The sequence below is a fragment of the Luteimonas sp. A537 genome, assembly GCF_054052065.1.
Map to the genome: position 1 here is coordinate 627,237 of NZ_JBSVRH010000001.1, position 18,299 is coordinate 645,535.

Genomic DNA, 18,299 nt, shown 5'->3' on the forward strand with positions numbered 1-18,299 from the left:
CCTCAGCGGCTGGATTTCCAGCGTCCGGTGTATTCGGCCCGGGTATCGCAGGACATGCTTTCCATCATTCCCGGAGAGTTCTTCATCAGGGCGCCCAGGGGACCCGACTCTTCGACCTGCGAGCTGTACTGGATCCAGCCGTGTACATGTTCGCTGTCGACCAGCCGCGCCCGCGCATCGATTCCAATCTCCAGTATCCCGCCCACCTGCCTGGCCAGATCATCGAACATCGCTCCCCGCCAGTGGCCGGCATCGATCCGGGTCCAGCGCAGATATTGTTCCGGCACAGTCATGTACCTGTCCGGATGGAAGCTTCCATTCCAGGTGATCGGCACGTCGCCCGTGGTCGGCGTGCCCATGGCCATGGGGATCCCGCTGCGGGCCAGCAGCGGACACCTGGCCAGGTCCATTGGCGTCGAGACGAACTCCCAGATCCCGTCACGCGGACCATGGTCGGCTCCGGGGAACAGCTCGATCGGGCAGTCACCGGAGCCGCCAAAGTTGCGATGGATCTCCTTCGTGGATTTCGCGACCCAGGCCATTTCGCCAAAGGCCATCACGAACGTCATGTCGGCGGCGCCGGCTGGCGCGGCTTCGCCGGTCAGCACCTCGACATCCTCCACGGTCAGGCTGGACAGCATGCAGCGGCAGCCGCCAACGTCGCAGTCCGCGGCCACGATCTTCTTTTCCGCCTGCGCGGACGGCGTCGCAAGCAGCGCCCCGAGGCCGAGCAACGCGGTCAGCGTGAAACGGGGATGGATCATGGCTGCGCCCCTTCCACGGCGATGTCCGAGACCCAGCGCGCGGTGTAGCCCGAGTGCAGGGACATGCACTTCGTCGCCTCCCTCGCCAATCCCGAGGTCTCGACGTCGCCCCAGCCGCGGATGGTTTCCCGGTCGACCAGCTGCGCCCGCATGGTGGTGGCTATCGGCCCACCGGTCGGTCCCAGGGTGCCGCTCCAGTTGGCGTCGTCGATGCGGGACCACTGGATGAAGTGCGTACTCGTGGGCATGTACCTGTTGGGATCGAAGCGCCCGTCCCACGTGATGGCCATCCGCTGCGTGACCGGCGGATCGACGCCGAACATGGCGGCCATCGGACACTGGGACAGGTCCACCACGTCGGTCGTGATCTCCCAGACGCCATCCCGCGGACTGCTGGCCGGGCCTGGACCGGGAAACGGATCGATCGGGCAATCACCCGACCCGCCAAAGTTCCGGTGGATCTCGCCAGGGGTTTTCGCCACCCAGGTCATTTCGCCGAACGCCATCACCAGCGTCATGCCTTCGGCGCCCGCGGGTGCCTGTTCGCCGGTCAGCACCTCGACATCCTGGATCGTGAGGCTGGACAGCATGCATTGGCAGCCGCCGACGTCGCAGTCGGCGCCAATGACCTTTTTCGCCGCATGTGCCGGCGATGGCAGCATGGCGCCGATGCCGGCAAGCAGCATCGCCAGTGCAAATCGAAGAGCGATCACGGCTGCTCCTCGCCAGGGGGGGACATGACCCGCCGCCGGAGTTCATCGCGGCTGATCTTTCCGTTGTCCACGGGGATTCCTCCAAGCGCGTCCACCAGCTCCGCTTCAGCGGGGGTCAGCGCGCTGGCGGCCTGGTCCGGCACATCGACTGCAGGCGCATCGCCCTGGGAGACCCCGCAGCCTCCAAGAAGCAGCGCCAGCACTGCTGGCAGCAGCCCTCCCGCAGACCTGCCGCGGCGATTGATATCCATTGGCCTCCTCCCGTTGTCGAAGCCTCCCTACAGACGACGCCCGGCCCGGCTTCCGGACATTCACCAAGGCGCGCCCGGGCTTCTGCGTTCCGCAACCGCAAGGGTCCGGGCCGCCCGGGTCGGCTACCCTGTCCGGCTCCTGCCGCCCGCCGCCCGTCCGTGCCGATGACCGCCCCCCCGCACCGCTGCAACCGCCCCGACGCCCGCATCCGGAGGTCGATCGCCAGGCCACCGGCGCGGCGATGGATGTGCGCCGCCCTGCTCGCACTGGCGACGCTGCTGGTACCCGGGACGGTCCTGGCCGCGATCGGCATGGACGATCTGCTGCCGGTGGACGAGGCCTTCGTGCTGCGGGTCGATGCCTCCGCGGCAGGTGGCATCGGGCTTGAGTGGACGATCGCCGAGGGCTACTACCTCTATCGCCACCGCATGGGCGCCGAACCCGTGGACGATGGGTTCCGCGCCGACCCGGCCGGGCTGCAGTTGCCTGCCGGCACGCCGTATACCGATGAATTCTTCGGCGACGTCGAAACCTACCGCGGCCGCGTGGCGGGCGTACTCCCGGGCACCGCGACGGCCGCACGCACCGGACTGAAGATCCGCTACCAGGGCTGCGCCGACGTCGGCATCTGCTATCCGCCACAGACGCGCACGGTGGCGGTGGCGCTGCCGGCTGCCGCAGCCGCGACCCCGAAGCAGGCCGATTCCGGTTTCGCCGCGCTGGGCCAGGCACTGGGCACGGGCGGCACGGGCGGCTCCGCACCGACAGCCAGCGGCGGCGCTGCCGGCGCGCTGCCGCTGCCGGAAGCGCAGGCCTTCGCATTCGAAGCCATTGCCGATGATGGCGATACCCTGCTGATGCGTTTCACACCGGCGCCGGGCTACTACCTCTACCGCGACCGCAGCAGCTTCACGCTGGAGGCCGACGGCATCCAGGCGGGCACGCCGCGCTGGCCGCGGGGGGTCGCACACCACGACGAGTATTTCGGCGAGGTGGTGGTCTATTTCGACCAGGTCAACGTGCCCCTGCCGCTGCGGCGCAGCCACGGCGAGGCGCGCGAAGCCACGCTCACGGCGACCTTCCAGGGCTGCCAGGACGGAGGCATCTGCTATCCGCCGATGACCCGCAGCGTGCGCGTGTCGCTGCCGGCGGGCACGGCGGCAACCGCAGCCGAGGCGGCAGCCACCGCGGGGGCAGCGGCGGATGCCGGCGACCCGGCCACCACCGACGCCGCTAGCGGCCCTGCGGGAACGGGGGGCGCAGGTGTCGCAAACGCGCAGGCCCCGCTCGCCGCCGGCATTGCTGATGCGCCGGACTCCGCAGCCACGGACGCTGCGGCGCCCATCAACGGCACGCCTGGCGCCACGGCCGACGCGGCCGCCGACAATGCCGCGCGCAGCAGGCCCCCGGCCATGCCGGACGGCGGTGGCCTTGGCCTGGCCCTGCTGCTGGCGCTGGCCGGCGGCATCCTGCTCAACCTCATGCCCTGCGTGCTGCCGATCCTTTCGCTCAAGGTGCTCGGCCTGGCGCAGGGTGGTGCCAGCCGCGCCCACGCCCGCCGCCAGGCGCTCTGGTACACCGCCGGCGTCCTGGTCGCGTTCGCCGTGGTCGGCCTGGCCGTACTCGCGCTGCGCGCCGCCGGCCAGGCCATGGGCTGGGGCTTCCAGCTGCAGCAGCCGGGCTTCGTGGCCGCGCTGGTGCTGCTGATGGCGGCGGTCGGCCTGAGCCTGTCGGGCGTGTTCAGCGTCGGCGGCAGCGCCAATCTCGGCCAGGGCCTGGCTGCGCGCAGCGGCCCGGTCGGCGATTTCTTCACCGGCGTGCTGGCCTGCGTGGTCGCCAGCCCCTGCATCGCGCCGTTCATGGGCGGCGCGCTGGCCTATGCCTTCTCCGCCTCGCCGGCCGCCGCGCTGCTGGTGTTCCTGGCCCTGGGCCTGGGCCTGGCGCTGCCGTTCCTGCTGGTCGGCCTGGTGCCGGCGCTGGCCGACCGCCTGCCAAGGCCGGGCGCGTGGATGGACACGCTCAAGCAGGTGCTGGCCTTCCCGATGTACCTCACCGCGATCTGGCTGGCCTGGGTGCTGGGCCGCCAGCGCGGCGTCGACGCCATGGCCGTGGTGGCCGCCGGGGTGGCGGTGATGGCACTGGCGCTGTGGTGGCTGGAGCGCGCACGCATGCGCGGCGGCTGGCTGCGGCGGCTGCCGGCGATCGCGCTGCTGGTGCTGGCGCTGTCGTCCGCATGGCTGGTTGGCCGCATGCCGCCGCCGGTCGCGGCGGTGGCCGGGGCCGAAGGCGGCAGCGTCGCCTACTCCGCCGAGCGCCTGCGCGCCCTGCGCGACGCAGGCACCCCGGTCTTCGTGAACATGACCGCCGACTGGTGCGTGACCTGCAAGGCCAACGAGCGCAGCACGCTGTCCGGCGATGCCTTCAAGAACGCCCTGGCCCGCACCGGCGCCGCCTATATGGTCGGCGACTGGACCAGCGTCGATCCGGAGATCAGCGCGTTCCTCGAGCAACACCGCGCCGTCGGCGTGCCGCTGTACGTGGTCTATCCGGGCGACGGCGGCGAAGGCCACGTACTGCCGGCCGTGCTCGACCCCGACACCGCGGTCGCGGCGCTTGAACGGGCGGCACGCTGATGCGCACGCGCAGCATCCTGCTGGTAGCGCTGGCCGCGGGCGTCCTTGGCGTGGTGGCCGGGCTGGCGGTGAACGGCCCCGGTCCGCTGCTGCGCACCGAGCTCGGGCAGCGCGCGGTACAACATGCGATGGATGCCGTGGCCCCGGCGCCGCCCGGGGACCTCGCGATCGCGAAGCGCGGCGACCCGGTGCCGACCATCACCCTGCCCGACCTGTCCGGCCGTCCGCGCACCCTGCCCGAAGAGTTCGCGGGCCGCCCGCTGCTGGTCAATTTCTGGGCCAGCTGGTGCGGCCCCTGCATCGAGGAAATGCCCGAACTCGACCGCTTCACCGCCGAACAGGGTGACGACGGAGTGCAGGTGATCGGCATCGCGCTCGACGACCAGGCGGCCGTGGAGGAATTCCTGGAGCGCATCCCGGTGCGCTATCCGATCCTGATCGACGCCGCCGGTCCGCGCGATTCCGGTGTCCAGCTCGGCAACCAGCGCGGGGTCCTGCCGTATACGGTGCTGGTCTCGGCCGACGGCCAGCTGCTCAAGCAGCGCATCGGTCCCTTCGTGCATGGCGAGCTGGACGACTGGGCGCGCAACCGCGACTGAATCAAACAAGCGTTTAAAACTGCGCTAATTCGCAAAACTTCGGCGATCTGGACACGATCCGCCGCTTGCCGCAGACTGACCGCCGTTTTTCGTGAAGGCGGATCCGCACCGGAGATGGACAGGCTTCTGGTCCTCCACGGCCCCAACCTCAACCTGCTCGGCAGCCGCGAGCCGGAGATCTATGGCCGCGACACCCTGGCCGCGATCGACGCCGGGCTGCGCGCGCGCGCGGAGTCCGCGGGGCTGGCGTTCGAAAGCCTGCAGTCCAACGCCGAGCACGTGCTGGTGGACCGGGTCCAGGCCGCCGCCGGCGACGGGACCTGCTTCATCCTGCTCAACCCGGCCGCATTCACCCACACCTCGGTGGCGCTGCGCGACGCGCTGGCCGCGGTCGCGATCCCCTTCATCGAAGTGCACCTGTCCAACCCGCACGCCCGCGAACCCTTCCGCCGCCAGAGCTTCTTCAGCGACCTGGCGGTGGGCGTGGTCGCAGGCTTCGGCGCCGCCAGCTACGCGCTTGCGCTGGATGCCGCCCTGCCCCGCCTGGCGCGGGCGGGCTGAGGCCGGATTCCGGATTCACCGTCCACGACCCACGATTCCCCGATTGCCACTGCCGGCACCTGCCGGCACCACCAGAGAGGCCCGCATGGACCTGAGAAAAATCAAGAAGCTGATCGACCTGCTCGAGGACTCCAACCTCGCCGAGATCGAGATCAAGGAGGGCGAGGAGTCCGTGCGCCTGGCGCGCACGCCGCGCGGCTATGCGCCGCAGGCGCCGGCCCAGTTCATCCAGGCCGGCGCGCAGCCCGAGCCGGTGATGCCGATGCAGTCGCCCGTCCAGGCCGCCACCGGCGGCCGGCCGGCCGAGCCCACCGGCCCAGCGCTTCCCGACGGCCACGTCGTGCGCTCGCCGATGGTCGGCACGTTCTACGCATCGCCCGCGCCGGACAAGCCGGCCTTCGTCACCGTCGGCCAGGTGGTCGGCGCCGGCGACACGCTGGGCATCATCGAAGCCATGAAGATGTTCAACCCGATCGAGGCCGACGTCGCCGGCACGGTGCTGGCGATCGTCGGCGAGAGCGGACAGCCGGTCGAGTTCGACCAGCCGCTGTTCGTGATCGGCTGAGGCCCGACGACATGCCCCTCGACAAGGTCGTCATCGCCAACCGCGGCGAGATCGCGCTGCGCATCCTGCGCGCCTGCCACGCGCTGGGCATCCGCACGGTCGCGGTGCATTCCACCGTCGACCGCAACCTCAAGCACGTCGGCATGGCCGACGAGTCGGTGTGCATCGGCCCGGCGCCCTCGCCGCAGAGCTACCTGGACATGGCCAGCATCATTGCCGCCGCCGAGGTCACCGACGCCCAGGCGATCCACCCCGGCTACGGCTTCCTGGCCGAGAACGCCGACTTCGCCGAGCGCGTGGAGCAGTCGGGCTTCATCTTCATCGGCCCCAAGGCCGACACCATCCGGCTGATGGGCGACAAGGTGGAGGCGATCAAGGCCATGAAGGCCGCCGGCGTGCCCTGCGTGCCCGGCTCGGACGGCCCGCTGGGCGACGACGCCGCGGAGAACATCCGCCTGGCGCGCGGGATCGGCTATCCGGTGATCGTGAAGGCCGCCGGCGGCGGCGGCGGCCGCGGCATGCGCGTGGTCCACACCGAGGCCGCGCTGCCCGGCGCCGTGGCGACCACCAAGCAGGAGGCCAAGGCGGCCTTCGGCAACGACATGGTCTACATGGAGAAGTTCCTCGAGAACCCGCGCCACATCGAGATCCAGGTGCTAGCCGACGGCCAGGGCAACGCCATCCACCTGGGCGAGCGCGATTGTTCGATGCAGCGCCGCCACCAGAAGGTGGTCGAGGAAGCGCCGGCGCCCGGCATCACCGACGCGATGCGCGCGGAGATCGGCCAGGTCTGCGTGGATGCATGCATCCGCATCGGCTACCGCGGCGCCGGCACCTTCGAATTCCTGTTCGAGGACGGCCGTTTCTACTTCATCGAGATGAACACCCGCATCCAGGTCGAGCACCCGGTCACCGAGATGGTCACCGGCATCGACCTGATCCGCGAGCAGCTGATGATCGCCGCCGGGCGGCCGCTGTCGATCCGCCAGGAGGACGTGGTGATCCGCGGCCACGCGATCGAGTGCAGGATCAACGCCGAGGACCCGGACAGCTTCATGCCCTCGCCCGGGCTGATCCAGCACTTCCACGCGCCGGGCGGGCCGGGCGTGCGCGTGGACAGCCACGTTTACGAGGGCTACCGGGTGCCGGCCAACTACGACTCGATGATCGGCAAGCTGATCGTGCACGGCGCCGACCGTGAACAGGCGATCTGCCGCATGCGCGTGGCGCTCAGCGAGATGGTGGTGGACGGCATTCGCACCAATATCCCGCTGCAGCAGCGGATCTTGGCGGACAGTGGTTTCGAGGAAGGCGGGCGCAATATCCACTACCTGGAAAAGCGCTTGACCGAGCGCAAGGACACCTCGCTCTCGATCCTCTGACAGGCGCCGCCCCACGGGGCGGCGCACATTGCCGTTGGCGGCACCATGCGGCAGCGCAACATGGTGAGCCCGGCCACCTCGCATATGCTCGGTCGTTCACCGGGCACGGGGGCCGGTACCAACGACAAGGGAGAGAGGATCGATGCGCGTTCGCAAGAGCAGGGTCGCCACCGCCGTGCTGGGCGGCCTTCTGGCCACGGCCACCGCCGGGATCGTATTTGCACAGCCACCTACCGCTGCGCCCGCGCCCAAGGGCGCAACCACTGATGACAAAACCTCGGCCGAGAGGCCCTGGAGCATCGGCGGTGGCGACATCGGCATCCGCTGGAACCATGACCTTGCCGGCGACCTCGGCATGCGCATCGTGCCCGCCTCCGTCCACGGCCAGCCCACCTCCGACGGCTCCGAGCGCTTCGCGCTGCAGGACGCCCGGCAGATGCGCTTCATCGTCGACAACGGCTACGCCCGTGAAATGGCCGGCGGTGCCCTGCAGGCCCGCGGTGGTTACGTGGTGCAGCTGAAGGGCGGCAACATCGACCTTGACGGCTTCCGCCTGGTGCCGCGCGCCGTCAAGCGCGGCGCCGAACCCGAGTTCGACCTGGTCGACGCCAAGGGCGTGGCCTGGTTCCACGTCGACCATGTGATGCACGAGCTGCTGGACGATCCAGCGTCGTTCACCATCGGCTCGTCCGACATCCGCATCAGCGAACGCCTGGCCAAGCGCATCGGCGCCCCGTATGCCGCCGGCATGGCGATCGCCGAACTGCAGCTCGACGTTCCGGTACAGATGCGTGGCAGCGGCGACCTGCGGCCGCAGGCCAACCACATCACCTGGGACGGCGACCCGGCACCCGACGGCAGCACCTACCAGAACGACATCTTCATGCTCAGCACCTTCGCGCAGTACCTGCGCTGCCAGGACTGCACCGGAGCAGAGGGCAGCGGCACCATGGCCATCGCGCCGTCGGCGACGCTGAAGAACAACGTCAACGAGGGCAGCATCAACGCCACCGTGCCCAACGACCCGCTGGGCACCAGCAGCGCGATGTGGACGGCCAGCATCCCGTGGCACCAGAAGTTCACGGGCAATTCGGCGCCGTACAACAACGACCAGCATCCCTACCTGATCTGGAACATGTACCGGACCAATGCCGATGGCAGCTTCGAGCAGATCGGCCGCTCGGGCGTGAAGCACGCGTACCTGACCACCAACGGCAGCTGCCTGGACAGCAACGACCACCACAACCACGCGCTCGGCCGCGGTTGCACCGACACCTACTCCGTCGGCAATAACGACTACACCCAGGGCATGACCTCGCGCGACGAGATCCTGCCGTCTTCCGGGCTCTGGGGGCGCTGCGGCTCGGTCTTTGATCCGGACTGCAACGGCATCCAGAACACCGCGCCCGGCGACAACTACGTCCACCGCCTGCTGGTCGGCGAGTCACAGGTGTCGCCGTCCGCCAACCCGGGCGCCACCTGGATGTTCGAGTCCTGGTACGTGGCCCGCAAGGACATCAACATCTACAACTCGATGTCCACCAAGGTCACCAACCCGTCGTGGACCGGCAGCATCTGGAACATCGGAACCAGCACGGAGCGCCTGGGCTCGGCCATCGACCGCTGGTTTGGCGGCGACAGCGCGCCGCTGAACCCGCGCAACCCGCACATGAACCCGACCAAGGATCGCAAGCTCATCACCGAGCTCGTGTCCGGTGACTCGCACGCCAAGCTTGCGGTCAAGGCCCAGCGCCTGCCGGGCGGCCTCTGGCAGTACCACTACGCGCTGATGAACTTCGACTTCGCGTTCGCGGAAACCGAGGGCAACTCGCCCAACCTGCGCATCCACTCCACGCAGGGTTTCGACGCCTTCGCCCTGGCGACCGCCTCCGGCGGCAACGTCAGCACGACGACGTTCCGCGATGGCGATCTCGACGCGGCGAACGACTGGGCCTTCGAGGCCGGCGCCAACAGCATCGAGTGGAGCACCGGCTCCAGCGGCCGTTCGCTGGGCTGGGGTGAGCTGTACTCGTTCACCGTGCTGTCCACCCAGGCCCCGGTGAGCGGGACCGCGACGCTGCGCGCCGACGGCACCGGCCGTGGCACCGCTTACCAGGTCGAGACCCTGGTGCCGGGCCGCTGAGCCCTCTTGCCGGCCCGGGGCATTCCCGGGCCGGCAAACCCGACGCGCTGGCCGGTACCATGGCGTTTCCCTGGTCCGGCCACCGCGTGATGCCCTTCCTTGAACTGACCCTGCACTGCCGCGAATCCGAACAGCCCCGCTACGAGCACGCCTTCGACGACGTCGGCGCACTGGCGGTGACCATGCTCGATGCGGACGCCGATACCGGCAACGAACGCGCGATCCTCGAGCCCGGCGTAGGCGAAACCCCGCTCTGGGCGGCGATCTCGCTGAGCGCGCTGTTCCCGCACGACTCCGACCCGCTGCTGTTGCTCGCTGCACTGGAAAGCTTCGACTCCGGCCTGGACTGGAGCCGGGTTTCGTTCCGCAACGTCGAGGACCAGGACTGGGAACGGGCCTGGATGGACCAGTACGTTGCGCTGCGTTTTGGCGAACGCACCTGGATCGTGCCCTGGAACCACGACTTGCCCGACGGCGCCGAGGGCGACGAGGCCGCCATCGTGCGCCTGGACCCCGGCCTGGCCTTCGGCTCCGGCACCCACCCCACCACGGCGCTGTGCCTGCGCTGGCTGGACGGCCTGGCCGCCGACGGCCTGCTGGACGGCGTCCGCGTGCTCGACTTCGGCTGCGGCAGCGGCATCCTGGCGCTGGCCGCGCTCAAGCTCGGCGCCGCCCACGCCACCGGCATCGACAACGACCCGCAGGCGCTGCTCGCCACCGCCGACAACGCCGCACGCAACGCCGTGGGCGAGCGCCTGTCGGTATACGCACCCGAAGGCGCACCCGACGGCACCTGGCCGGTGGTGGTCGCCAACATCCTCGCGTCGGCGCTGGATGCACTGGCAGGCACCCTTGCCGCACGCGTCGCACCTGGCGGCCGGCTTGCGCTGTCGGGCATCCTCGACGGCCAGCAGGAACCGCTGCTGGCGCGCTATGGCGAATGGTTCGATGAGCTCTCGGTCGCGATTGAAGGTGACTGGGTTCGCATTGACGGCATCCGGCGCCGCTGACGGCTGCCCGCCACGCAGCGCGCGTGCTTGAATAGGCCGCATGTTCGTCAACTGCCCCTCCTGCCGCGGCCTGGTCGCCACCGACCCGGCCAGCGACCTGCCTCCGGAGCGCTGCCCGCGCTGCGCGGCACCGTTGCGCGATCTTCCCGGCGGCGCGGTTGCCCCGGTGGGCGATGCCCGCAGCGGCGTGGCGGCGGCGATTTCGGAATCGTTCGACGGGCCGGCGACAACCGCCGGGAATCCGGCGGACGACGGCGCTGCGCAACCCGCGATATCGCTCGCCACGCTGCTGCAGGCGCCGGTGACGGCGCCCATGTCGCATCCGCCCGGCGTGGTTGGTGACGGATCGCTTGAAGCAGCGCCGGAAGGATCTGCTGAAGGCACGACAGGGAACGTGCCGGAAGATGGGGCCGGGGCAGCGGATGAAGCGCTGGACGAGACATCCCTTGCGAGCGCGGCGCCAGCGGAAGCCCACGATCCCGCGCAGACCTGCGGACCAGGCCCGAAGCCCGCACCTGCAGTGACACCTGCAGCTACAGCTGCACCCGCCCCTGACCCGGAACAAACGACCGCTCCTGCGCCCAAGCCGCAGCGCGCCACCGGCCGCGCCGCCCCAAGCTTCGCGCGCACCCGGCGCACCGGCCCCCCGGCGGCACGCTCGGGCCGCACCTGGGCACTGCCCGCCGCCATCGTCGCGCTGGCGCTGCTGCTGTTGCTGCAGTGGCTGCTTGCCGACCGCGCGCGCCTGGCCGCCGACCCGGGCTGGCGGCCCGTGGTCGCGGGCGTCTGCGGGCTGCTGCGGTGCAGCCTGCCGCCGTGGCGCGAGCCTGCGGCGTTCGTACTGCTTGAACGCGATGTGCGCCCGCATCCACAGGCCGCCAATGCGCTGCGCATCGCCGCCAGCTTCCGCAACGACGCCGCCTGGCCACAGCCCTGGCCCGGGATCGTGCTGACGCTGTCGGACATCGACGGCCGTCCGCTCGGCACGCGCGCATTCACCGCCGCGGAGTACCTCGGCGGCGAACCACCAACGGAGCTGCTCGGCAGTGGCCAGGGCGCAATGATCCGCATGGACGTGCTTGAGCCGGGCCCGGGGGCGGTGGGCTTCGCATTTGATTTCCACGATGGCCCCGAGCCGATGGCAGCCGCGCGCGCCGCGCGTTAAACTCGTTTCCGATCGCGCGCTTGCGCGACATGGTCCAGGGGTCCGATTGAACGCCGCCGACAGCAACGAGCCGCAGACCCGCGGCACGCAACGGGCGCCGCTGCGCGAGCACGTGGCGAACGCCGTGCGCCGCTACATCCGCGACCTCGACGGCTGCGATGCGGGAAACCTGTACGACATCGCCCTGCGCGAGCTCGAGATTCCCTTGTTCGTCGAAGTGCTCAACCACTGCGAGGGCAACCAGAGCCGCGCCGCGGCCATGCTTGGCATCCACCGCGCGACCCTGCGCCGCAAGCTGCGCGACTACGGGATCCTCTGACCCGCGCGCACCCGCGCCACCGCGGCCAGGTTGCTGCCGCGCCGTATAATCGCGGTGTCCCCGCAACCCCCACATGCCATGACCTCCGATCGCCTGCCCCTGCGCCGGGCCCTGCTGTCCGTGTCCGACAAGACCGGCCTGGTTGAACTCGCCCGGGCGCTTGCCGCGCGGGGCGTCGAACTGCTGTCCACAGGCGGCACGGCCCGGACCCTTCGCGAGGCCGGCCTCGCGGTGCGCGACGTGGCGGACGCCACCGGCTTCCCGGAAATGATGGACGGCCGGGTCAAGACCCTGCACCCGGTGGTGCACGGCGGCCTGCTCGGGCGCGCCGGCGTCGACGAGGCGGTGATGGCCGAACACGGCATCGGCGCCATCGACCTGCTGGTGCTGAACCTCTATCCCTTCGAATCGGTCACCGCGAAGGCGGACTGCACGCTCGCCGACGCGGTCGAGAACATCGACATCGGCGGCCCGGCGATGCTGCGCTCGGCGGCGAAGAACTTCGCGCGCGTGGCGGTGGCGACCGATCCGGCGCAATACGCCGGCATCGTCGACGAACTGGACGCGCACGACGGCACGCTGTCGGCCGCGACCCGCTTCGCGCTCTCGGTGGCCGCGTTCAACCGCGTGGCGCAGTACGACGCGGCGATCGGCAACTACCTGTCGGCGATCGGCGACGCCACCGTCGACGTGCCGGCGCGCGCCGAGTTCCCGGCGCAGATGGCCACCGCCTTCGTGAAGGTGATGGACCTGCGCTACGGCGAGAACCCGCACCAGTCGGGCGCCTTCTACCGCGACCTGCATCCGGTGCCCGGCACGTTGGCCACGTTCACCCAGCTGCAGGGCAAGGAGCTCAGCTACAACAACCTCGCCGACGCCGATTCGGCCTGGGAATGCGTGCGCCAGTTCGACGCGCCCGCCTGCGTGATCGTGAAGCACGCCAATCCCTGCGGCGTGGCCACCGCGGCCGGCTGCGGCGAGGCCTACGAGCGCGCGTACGCGACCGACCCGACCTCGGCCTTCGGCGGCATCCTCGCCTTCAACACCATGCTCGACGCGGCCACCGCGAAGGCGATCCTGGACCGCCAGTTCGTCGAGGTGCTGATCGCGCCCGACTACGAGCCCGCCGCGCTGGCGTACTGCGCGAAGAAGGCCAACGTCCGCGTGCTGCGCATCCCGCACGGCGAGGGCATGAACAACTACGACAGCAAGCGCATCGGCTCCGGTCTGCTGCTGCAGTCCTCGGACACGCGCGGCATGACGGCCGGCGAGTTGAGGCAGGTGACCAGGCGCGCGCCGACCGCGGCCGAGCTGCGCGACCTGCTGTTCGCATGGCGCGTGGCCAAGTACGTGAAGTCCAACGCCATCGTGTACGCGAAGGACAGCGCCACCATCGGCGTCGGCGCCGGGCAGATGAGCCGCGTGTACTCGGCGCGCATCGCCGGCATCAAGGCCGCCGACGCGGGGCTGGCGGTGCCGGGTTCGGTGATGGCATCGGATGCGTTCTTCCCGTTCCGCGACGGCCTGGACGCCGCTGGCGAGGCGGGCATCCGCGCGGTGATCCAGCCCGGTGGTTCGATGCGCGATGCAGAGGTGATCGCCGCGGCCGACGAGCACGACATCGCGATGGTGTTCACCGGCGTCCGGCATTTCAGGCATTGATTCCATTCGCGCCTGTGGCGCGAATCGCCCCCTGGCTCAGGGGGCTATCTTGAACAGACACCTCAAACAGACACTTCGAGGCGGTTGCACACGATGAAGGTCCTGGTCATTGGTTCCGGTGGTCGCGAACATGCGCTCGCGTGGAAGCTGGCGCAGTCTCCGCGCGTCGATGAGGTGCTGGTCGCGCCGGGCAACGCGGGCACCGCGACCGAAGCGGGCTGCCGCAACGTCGACGTGAAAGCCACCGACATCGATGCGCTGCTGGCGCTGGCCCGCGACGAGGGCGTGGCCTTCACCGTGGTCGGTCCCGAGGCGCCCCTGGTGGCGGGCATCGTCGATCGTTTCCAGGCCGCGGGCCTGCGCATCTTCGGGCCGTCCGCCGCGGCCGCGAAGCTCGAGGGCAGCAAGGCCTTCGCCAAGGATTTCCTTGCCCGCCACGGCATCCCGACCGCGCACTACGCGGTGTTCACCGAGGTCGAACCCGCGCTGGCGTACCTGCGCGACGCGGGCGCGCCGATCGTGGTCAAGGCCGACGGCCTGGCCGCGGGCAAGGGCGTGATCGTGGCGATGACCCTCGCCGAGGCCGAGGCCGCGGTGCGCGACATGCTCGGCGGCGATGCCTTCGGCGAGGCCGGCGCGCGGGTTGTGATCGAGGAGTTCCTGGACGGCGAGGAAGCCAGCTTCATCGCCATGGTCGACGGCAGCTTTGCGCTGCCGATGGCCACCAGCCAGGACCACAAGCGCGTGGGCGACGGCGACACCGGCCCCAACACCGGCGGCATGGGTGCGTACTCGCCGGCACCGGTGGTCACGCCCGCGGTGCACGCGCGGATCATGCGCGAAGTGATCGAGCCGACGGTCGCTGGCATGGCCGCCGACGGCGTGCCGTTCAGCGGTTTCCTCTATGCGGGCCTGATGATCGATGCCGACGGCGCGCCCAAGGTGATCGAGTTCAACGTGCGCTTCGGCGACCCGGAAACGCAGCCGATCATGATGCGCCTGCGCTCGGACTTCGCGACACTTGTCGAGGCCGGCATCGATGGCGCGCTGGATGGCGCCGACGCCGACTGGGACCCGCGCCCGGCGCTGGGCGTGGTGATGGCGGCCGAAGGCTATCCGGCCACGCCGCGCACCGGCGACGTGATCAGCGTGCCGGACATGCCCGGCACCGGCGACGTCCGCGTCTTCCACGCCGGCACGCGGCTGGAGAACGGTCATGCGGTCACCGCGGGCGGTCGCGTACTCTGCGTCTGCGCGCTGGGCGACAGCGTTGCCGAAGCGCAGCAGCGCGCGCATACCGCCACGGCAGGCATCACCTGGCCCGGCGAATTCCATCGCAGGGACATCGGCTGGCGCGCCATCGCACGCGAGCACGACCCACAGGCCTGACCCCCGGCCACCACAGGAGCCCCCATGACCATGCCCCGCCTCTCGATCCTCGAACTCGGCCGCGTGCGCGAGGGCGGCGACATCCGCACCGCGCTCGACGAGGCCCGCGAACTCGCCCGCCAGGCCGAAGGCTGGGGCTACGAGCGCTTCTGGATCGCCGAGCACCACAACATGCCGGCGGTCAGCACCGCGGCGACCTCGCTGGTGATCGCCCACGTCGCCGGCGGCAGTTCGAAGATCCGCGTCGGCGCAGGCGGCATCATGCTGCCCAACCACGCGCCCTATGTGATCGCCGAGCAGTTCGGAACGCTGGCCACGCTGTTCCCCGGCCGCATCGACCTTGGACTGGGCCGCGCGCCCGGCACCGACCAGGTCACCGTGCGCGCCCTGCGCCGCGACCCCGCCAGCAGCGACCGGTTCCCGCAGGACGTGCAGGAGCTGCAGGCCTGGCTGTCGCCGACGCGGCCCGGCCAGCGCGTCGAGGCCGTGCCCGGATCGGGCACCGAAGTGCCGCTGTGGATCCTCGGCTCCAGCCTGTTCGGCGCCCAGCTCGCGGCCGAGCTCGGCCTTCCCTTCGGCTTCGCCTCGCACTTCGCGCCGCAGATGCTGGACCAGGCGCTGTCGATCTACCGCAGCCGGTTCCAGCCGTCCGCGCAGCTCGACAAGCCGTATGCGCTGGTGGGCGTCAACGTGATCGCGGCGCCGACCGATGACGAGGCGAAGTTCCTCGCCACCTCGCAGCAGATGTCGTTCGCCGGGATCTTCCGCGGCGCGCGCGACCTCACCAAGCCACCGATCGACGACATCGAGCAGTACTGGACGCCGCAGGAAAAGGCCCAGGCATCGCACATGCTCGCGCACAGCATCTACGGCGGTCCCGACACCGTGCGCGAAGGGCTCAAGGCACTGATGGAGCGCACCCAGGCCGATGAGCTGATGGTGGTCTCCGACATCTTCGACTTCGACCACCGCCTGCGTTCGTTCCAGGCGGTCTCTGAAATCGCCTCGACCCTGTAAACCCCCACCACTCCTGCAGGAGCAGCTACAACTGTGATCGCATTGCGGCGGAACCCTTCGCAGCTATAGCTGCTCCTACAAAGCCGGTGTTGGCGATGGCCGGTTTCGCGGGCTTGCGCTAGGCTCGCCGCACACCATCCGGGGTCCGCATGGCCTATTCCCAGTTCCAGCTGCTGCGCGAGCGGCGCTTCCTGCCCTACTTCGCCGTGCAGGCGCTGGGCGCCTTCAACGACAACGTCTACCGCCAGGCCATCATCGGCCTGTTGTTCTACCTCGGCGTGGACAGCGAGCAGCGCACCCTCTACACCAACCTGGCGCCGGCGCTGTTCATCGCGCCCTACTTCCTGTTCTCGGCCATCGCGGGGCAATTCGCCGAGAAGCTGGAAAAACAGCGCCTGATCGTGATCACCACGGCGATGGAGATCGGGATCATGTCGCTGGCCGGCATCGGCTTCATGCTCGGCAACATGCCGCTGCTGCTGGTCGCACTGTTCGCCACCGGCATGCAGTCGACGCTGTTCGGGCCGGTGAAGTATTCGATCCTGCCGGCGGTGCTGAAGCCCGAGGAACTCACCGGCGGCAACGGCCTGGTGGAGATGGGCACGTCGCTTTCGATCCTCGCCGGCATGATCTACGGCGGGCTGGTCTTCCAGGTCGCCGGCACCTGGGGCGCGGAGGCGGCCGCGGCCTCGGTGATCGCGTTGGCGGTCATCGGCAATCTGGTGGCACGCCTGATCCCGCGCGTCGATGCCGGCGCGCCGGAACTCAAGGTCAACTGGAACCCGGTGCCGGAGTCGGTCCGCATCTGGAAGCTGAGCCGGCGCACCCCGGCGGTGCGCAACGCGATCCTCGGCGTGTCCTGGTTCTGGTTCGTGGGCACGGTGCTGACCGCGCAGCTGCCCAACTACGCCGAGCTGCACCTGGGCGCCGCGGAACGCTCGACCAGCCTCTATATCTTCGGCCTGGCGCTGTTTTCGGTCGGCGTAGGCACCGGCTCGCTGCTGTGCGAAAAGCTCTCCGCACGCACGGTGGAGATCGGCCTGGTGCCGCTGGGCGCGCTGGGCATCAGCGCCTTCATGCTGGATCTCTACTTCGCACGCAGCGGCCTGGCGCCGCAGGTGGGGCTCGATATCGCCGGCTTCCTCGCCGGCAACCACGGCTGGCGCATCGCGATCGACCTCACCGGCATCGGCTTCTCCTGCGGACTGTTCATCGTGCCGCTGTTCGCGTTGATCCAGAGCCGTACGCCGAAGCACGAGATGGCACGCGTGTTCGCCGGACTCAACATCCAGAATTCGGCCTTCATCGTCACTGCGGCGGTCACGGGGCTGGTGCTGCAGCAGGTGCTGGGCTGGAGCATCCCCCAGGTCTTCCTGGCGGTGGCGATCGCCAACCTGCTGGTCACGACGTGGATCTTCACCATCGTGCCCGAATTCGCGATGCGCTTTGTCAGCTGGCTGCTGGTGCGCACGCTGTATCGCCTGGAGCTGCACGGCATCGAGCGCCACGTGCCCGACGAGGGTCCGGCGCTGCTGGTCTGCAACCACGTCAGCTACATGGACGCGCTGATCCTGGCGGCGAGCATCCCGCGGCCGGTGCGCTTCGTCATGTACTACCGGATCTTCCAGATCCCGGTGATGCGATGGATCTTCAAGGCGGCCGGCGCGATCCCGATCGCGAGCCCCAGGGAGGACGCGGCGATGATGCAGCGCGCGTTCGACGGCATCGACGCGGCGCTTGCCGAGGGCGAGCTGGTGCTGATCTTCCCGGAAGGCCGGCTGACGTCGGATGGCGATATCGCTCCGTTCAAATCGGGAGTCGAACGCATCCTTGAACGCCGCCCGGTGCCGGTGGTGCCGATGGCGCTGCGCGGGATGTGGAGCAGCATGTGGAGCCGGCGCAGCGCGTCGGCCGCACGCGGGCGCCTTGGCATGATGCGGGTGCCGCGCCGCTTCCGCGCGCACGTCGCGGTGATGGCGGACGCGCCGATTCCCGGCAGCGAAGCCGACGCCGCGCTGCTGGAAGCACGCGTGCGCGCGCTGCGCGACGACAAGCCCTGAGCGTACCCCTTCGGACCACATCCCCTCATGTAGGAGCAGCTATAGCTGCTCCTACGGGGAGGTGC

16 protein-coding genes are annotated in these 18,299 nt (G+C 69.9%); 13 read left to right on the top strand and 3 right to left on the bottom strand.

The genetic code is table 11. From position 1 onward, the window contains the following. Positions 1–2: 2 nt before the first annotated feature. From ACW7GZ_RS02910 to ACW7GZ_RS02920, 3 genes are read right to left on the bottom strand one after another with little or no spacing between them, the layout of a single operon-like run. Complete coding sequence (locus ACW7GZ_RS02910) at positions 3–764, bottom strand: hypothetical protein (RefSeq protein ID WP_457007717.1); 762 nt, start codon at positions 762–764, stop codon at positions 3–5. Continuing rightward, complete coding sequence (locus tag ACW7GZ_RS02915; protein ID WP_457007718.1) at positions 761–1,450, bottom strand: hypothetical protein; 690 nt, start codon at positions 1,448–1,450, stop codon at positions 761–763. The genes ACW7GZ_RS02910 and ACW7GZ_RS02915 overlap by 4 nt, the downstream gene beginning before the upstream one ends. Before the next feature lie 23 nt (positions 1,451–1,473). Continuing rightward, a complete protein-coding gene (locus ACW7GZ_RS02920) occupies positions 1,474–1,728 on the bottom strand; it encodes a hypothetical protein (protein ID WP_457007720.1) in 255 nt (84 codons plus the stop codon). A 246-nt stretch (positions 1,729–1,974) separates the two neighbouring features. On the opposite strand from ACW7GZ_RS02920, the gene ACW7GZ_RS02925 reads away from it, so the two are divergent. The 13 genes from ACW7GZ_RS02925 (at position 1,975) to ACW7GZ_RS02985 (ending at position 18,234) form a co-directional block, all read left to right on the top strand. Further along, complete coding sequence (locus ACW7GZ_RS02925; RefSeq protein WP_457007973.1) at positions 1,975–4,362, top strand: protein-disulfide reductase DsbD family protein; 2,388 nt, start codon at positions 1,975–1,977, stop codon at positions 4,360–4,362. Next, the gene (locus ACW7GZ_RS02930; protein WP_457001060.1) at positions 4,362–4,961 is read left to right on the top strand and encodes a TlpA family protein disulfide reductase; all 600 of its coding nucleotides are present in this window, start codon (positions 4,362–4,364) and stop codon (positions 4,959–4,961) included. Before ACW7GZ_RS02925 ends, ACW7GZ_RS02930 begins: the two co-directional genes overlap by 1 nt. A 114-nt stretch (positions 4,962–5,075) precedes the next feature. Next, positions 5,076–5,522 (top strand): type II 3-dehydroquinate dehydratase, encoded by a 447-nt coding sequence (gene aroQ / locus ACW7GZ_RS02935; protein ID WP_457001058.1) that lies wholly within the window; start codon positions 5,076–5,078, stop codon positions 5,520–5,522. Between the two features lie 85 nt (positions 5,523–5,607). Then, positions 5,608–6,087: an acetyl-CoA carboxylase biotin carboxyl carrier protein gene (accB, locus tag ACW7GZ_RS02940; RefSeq protein ID WP_457001057.1), complete on the top strand. Its 480-nt coding sequence runs from the start codon at positions 5,608–5,610 to the stop codon at positions 6,085–6,087. Positions 6,088–6,098: 11 nt separating this feature from the next. Then, entirely contained in the window at positions 6,099–7,469 is a 1,371-nt protein-coding gene (gene accC / locus ACW7GZ_RS02945; protein ID WP_457007722.1) for an acetyl-CoA carboxylase biotin carboxylase subunit, read from the top strand. Between the two features lie 142 nt (positions 7,470–7,611). Then, positions 7,612–9,612, top strand: coding sequence for a hypothetical protein (locus tag ACW7GZ_RS02950; protein ID WP_457007724.1), 2,001 nt, complete (start codon positions 7,612–7,614; stop codon positions 9,610–9,612). An 89-nt stretch (positions 9,613–9,701) separates the two neighbouring features. Continuing rightward, the gene (gene prmA / locus ACW7GZ_RS02955) at positions 9,702–10,622 is read left to right on the top strand and encodes a 50S ribosomal protein L11 methyltransferase (protein WP_457007975.1); all 921 of its coding nucleotides are present in this window, start codon (positions 9,702–9,704) and stop codon (positions 10,620–10,622) included. Between the two features lie 40 nt (positions 10,623–10,662). After that, the gene (locus ACW7GZ_RS02960; protein ID WP_457007726.1) at positions 10,663–11,787 is read left to right on the top strand and encodes a DUF3426 domain-containing protein; all 1,125 of its coding nucleotides are present in this window, start codon (positions 10,663–10,665) and stop codon (positions 11,785–11,787) included. Between the two features lie 46 nt (positions 11,788–11,833). Further along, a complete protein-coding gene (gene fis, locus ACW7GZ_RS02965; protein WP_457001050.1) occupies positions 11,834–12,106 on the top strand; it encodes a DNA-binding transcriptional regulator Fis in 273 nt (90 codons plus the stop codon). 78 nt (positions 12,107–12,184) lie between these two features. Further along, the gene (purH, locus tag ACW7GZ_RS02970) at positions 12,185–13,768 is read left to right on the top strand and encodes a bifunctional phosphoribosylaminoimidazolecarboxamide formyltransferase/IMP cyclohydrolase (protein ID WP_457007728.1); all 1,584 of its coding nucleotides are present in this window, start codon (positions 12,185–12,187) and stop codon (positions 13,766–13,768) included. Positions 13,769–13,861: 93 nt separating this feature from the next. Beyond that, positions 13,862–15,157, top strand: coding sequence for a phosphoribosylamine--glycine ligase (purD, locus tag ACW7GZ_RS02975; protein WP_457007730.1), 1,296 nt, complete (start codon positions 13,862–13,864; stop codon positions 15,155–15,157). A gap of 30 nt (positions 15,158–15,187) precedes the next feature. After that, positions 15,188–16,174: an LLM class flavin-dependent oxidoreductase gene (locus tag ACW7GZ_RS02980; protein ID WP_457002798.1), complete on the top strand. Its 987-nt coding sequence runs from the start codon at positions 15,188–15,190 to the stop codon at positions 16,172–16,174. A gap of 149 nt (positions 16,175–16,323) precedes the next feature. Then, a complete protein-coding gene (locus tag ACW7GZ_RS02985) occupies positions 16,324–18,234 on the top strand; it encodes an MFS transporter (protein WP_457007732.1) in 1,911 nt (636 codons plus the stop codon). Positions 18,235–18,299: the final 65 nt, after the last annotated feature.

Coding starts and splice junctions, on each gene's coding strand:
- aroQ (WP_457001058.1), top strand. CDS start 5,076: ATGGACAGGCTTCTGGTCCTCCACGGCCCCAACCTCAACCTGCTCGGC.
- ACW7GZ_RS02960 (WP_457007726.1), top strand. CDS start 10,663: ATGTTCGTCAACTGCCCCTCCTGCCGCGGCCTGGTCGCCACCGACCCG.
- ACW7GZ_RS02985 (WP_457007732.1), top strand. CDS start 16,324: ATGGCCTATTCCCAGTTCCAGCTGCTGCGCGAGCGGCGCTTCCTGCCC.
- ACW7GZ_RS02915 (WP_457007718.1), bottom strand. CDS start 1,450: ATGCTGCTTGCCGGCATCGGCGCCATGCTGCCATCGCCGGCACATGCG.
- ACW7GZ_RS02980 (WP_457002798.1), top strand. CDS start 15,188: ATGCCCCGCCTCTCGATCCTCGAACTCGGCCGCGTGCGCGAGGGCGGC.
- ACW7GZ_RS02920 (WP_457007720.1), bottom strand. CDS start 1,728: ATGGATATCAATCGCCGCGGCAGGTCTGCGGGAGGGCTGCTGCCAGCA.
- ACW7GZ_RS02950 (WP_457007724.1), top strand. CDS start 7,612: ATGCGCGTTCGCAAGAGCAGGGTCGCCACCGCCGTGCTGGGCGGCCTT.
- ACW7GZ_RS02930 (WP_457001060.1), top strand. CDS start 4,362: ATGCGCACGCGCAGCATCCTGCTGGTAGCGCTGGCCGCGGGCGTCCTT.
- accC (WP_457007722.1), top strand. CDS start 6,099: ATGCCCCTCGACAAGGTCGTCATCGCCAACCGCGGCGAGATCGCGCTG.
- prmA (WP_457007975.1), top strand. CDS start 9,702: ATGCCCTTCCTTGAACTGACCCTGCACTGCCGCGAATCCGAACAGCCC.
- ACW7GZ_RS02925 (WP_457007973.1), top strand. CDS start 1,975: ATGTGCGCCGCCCTGCTCGCACTGGCGACGCTGCTGGTACCCGGGACG.
- purD (WP_457007730.1), top strand. CDS start 13,862: ATGAAGGTCCTGGTCATTGGTTCCGGTGGTCGCGAACATGCGCTCGCG.
- ACW7GZ_RS02910 (WP_457007717.1), bottom strand. CDS start 764: ATGATCCATCCCCGTTTCACGCTGACCGCGTTGCTCGGCCTCGGGGCG.
- purH (WP_457007728.1), top strand. CDS start 12,185: ATGACCTCCGATCGCCTGCCCCTGCGCCGGGCCCTGCTGTCCGTGTCC.
- accB (WP_457001057.1), top strand. CDS start 5,608: ATGGACCTGAGAAAAATCAAGAAGCTGATCGACCTGCTCGAGGACTCC.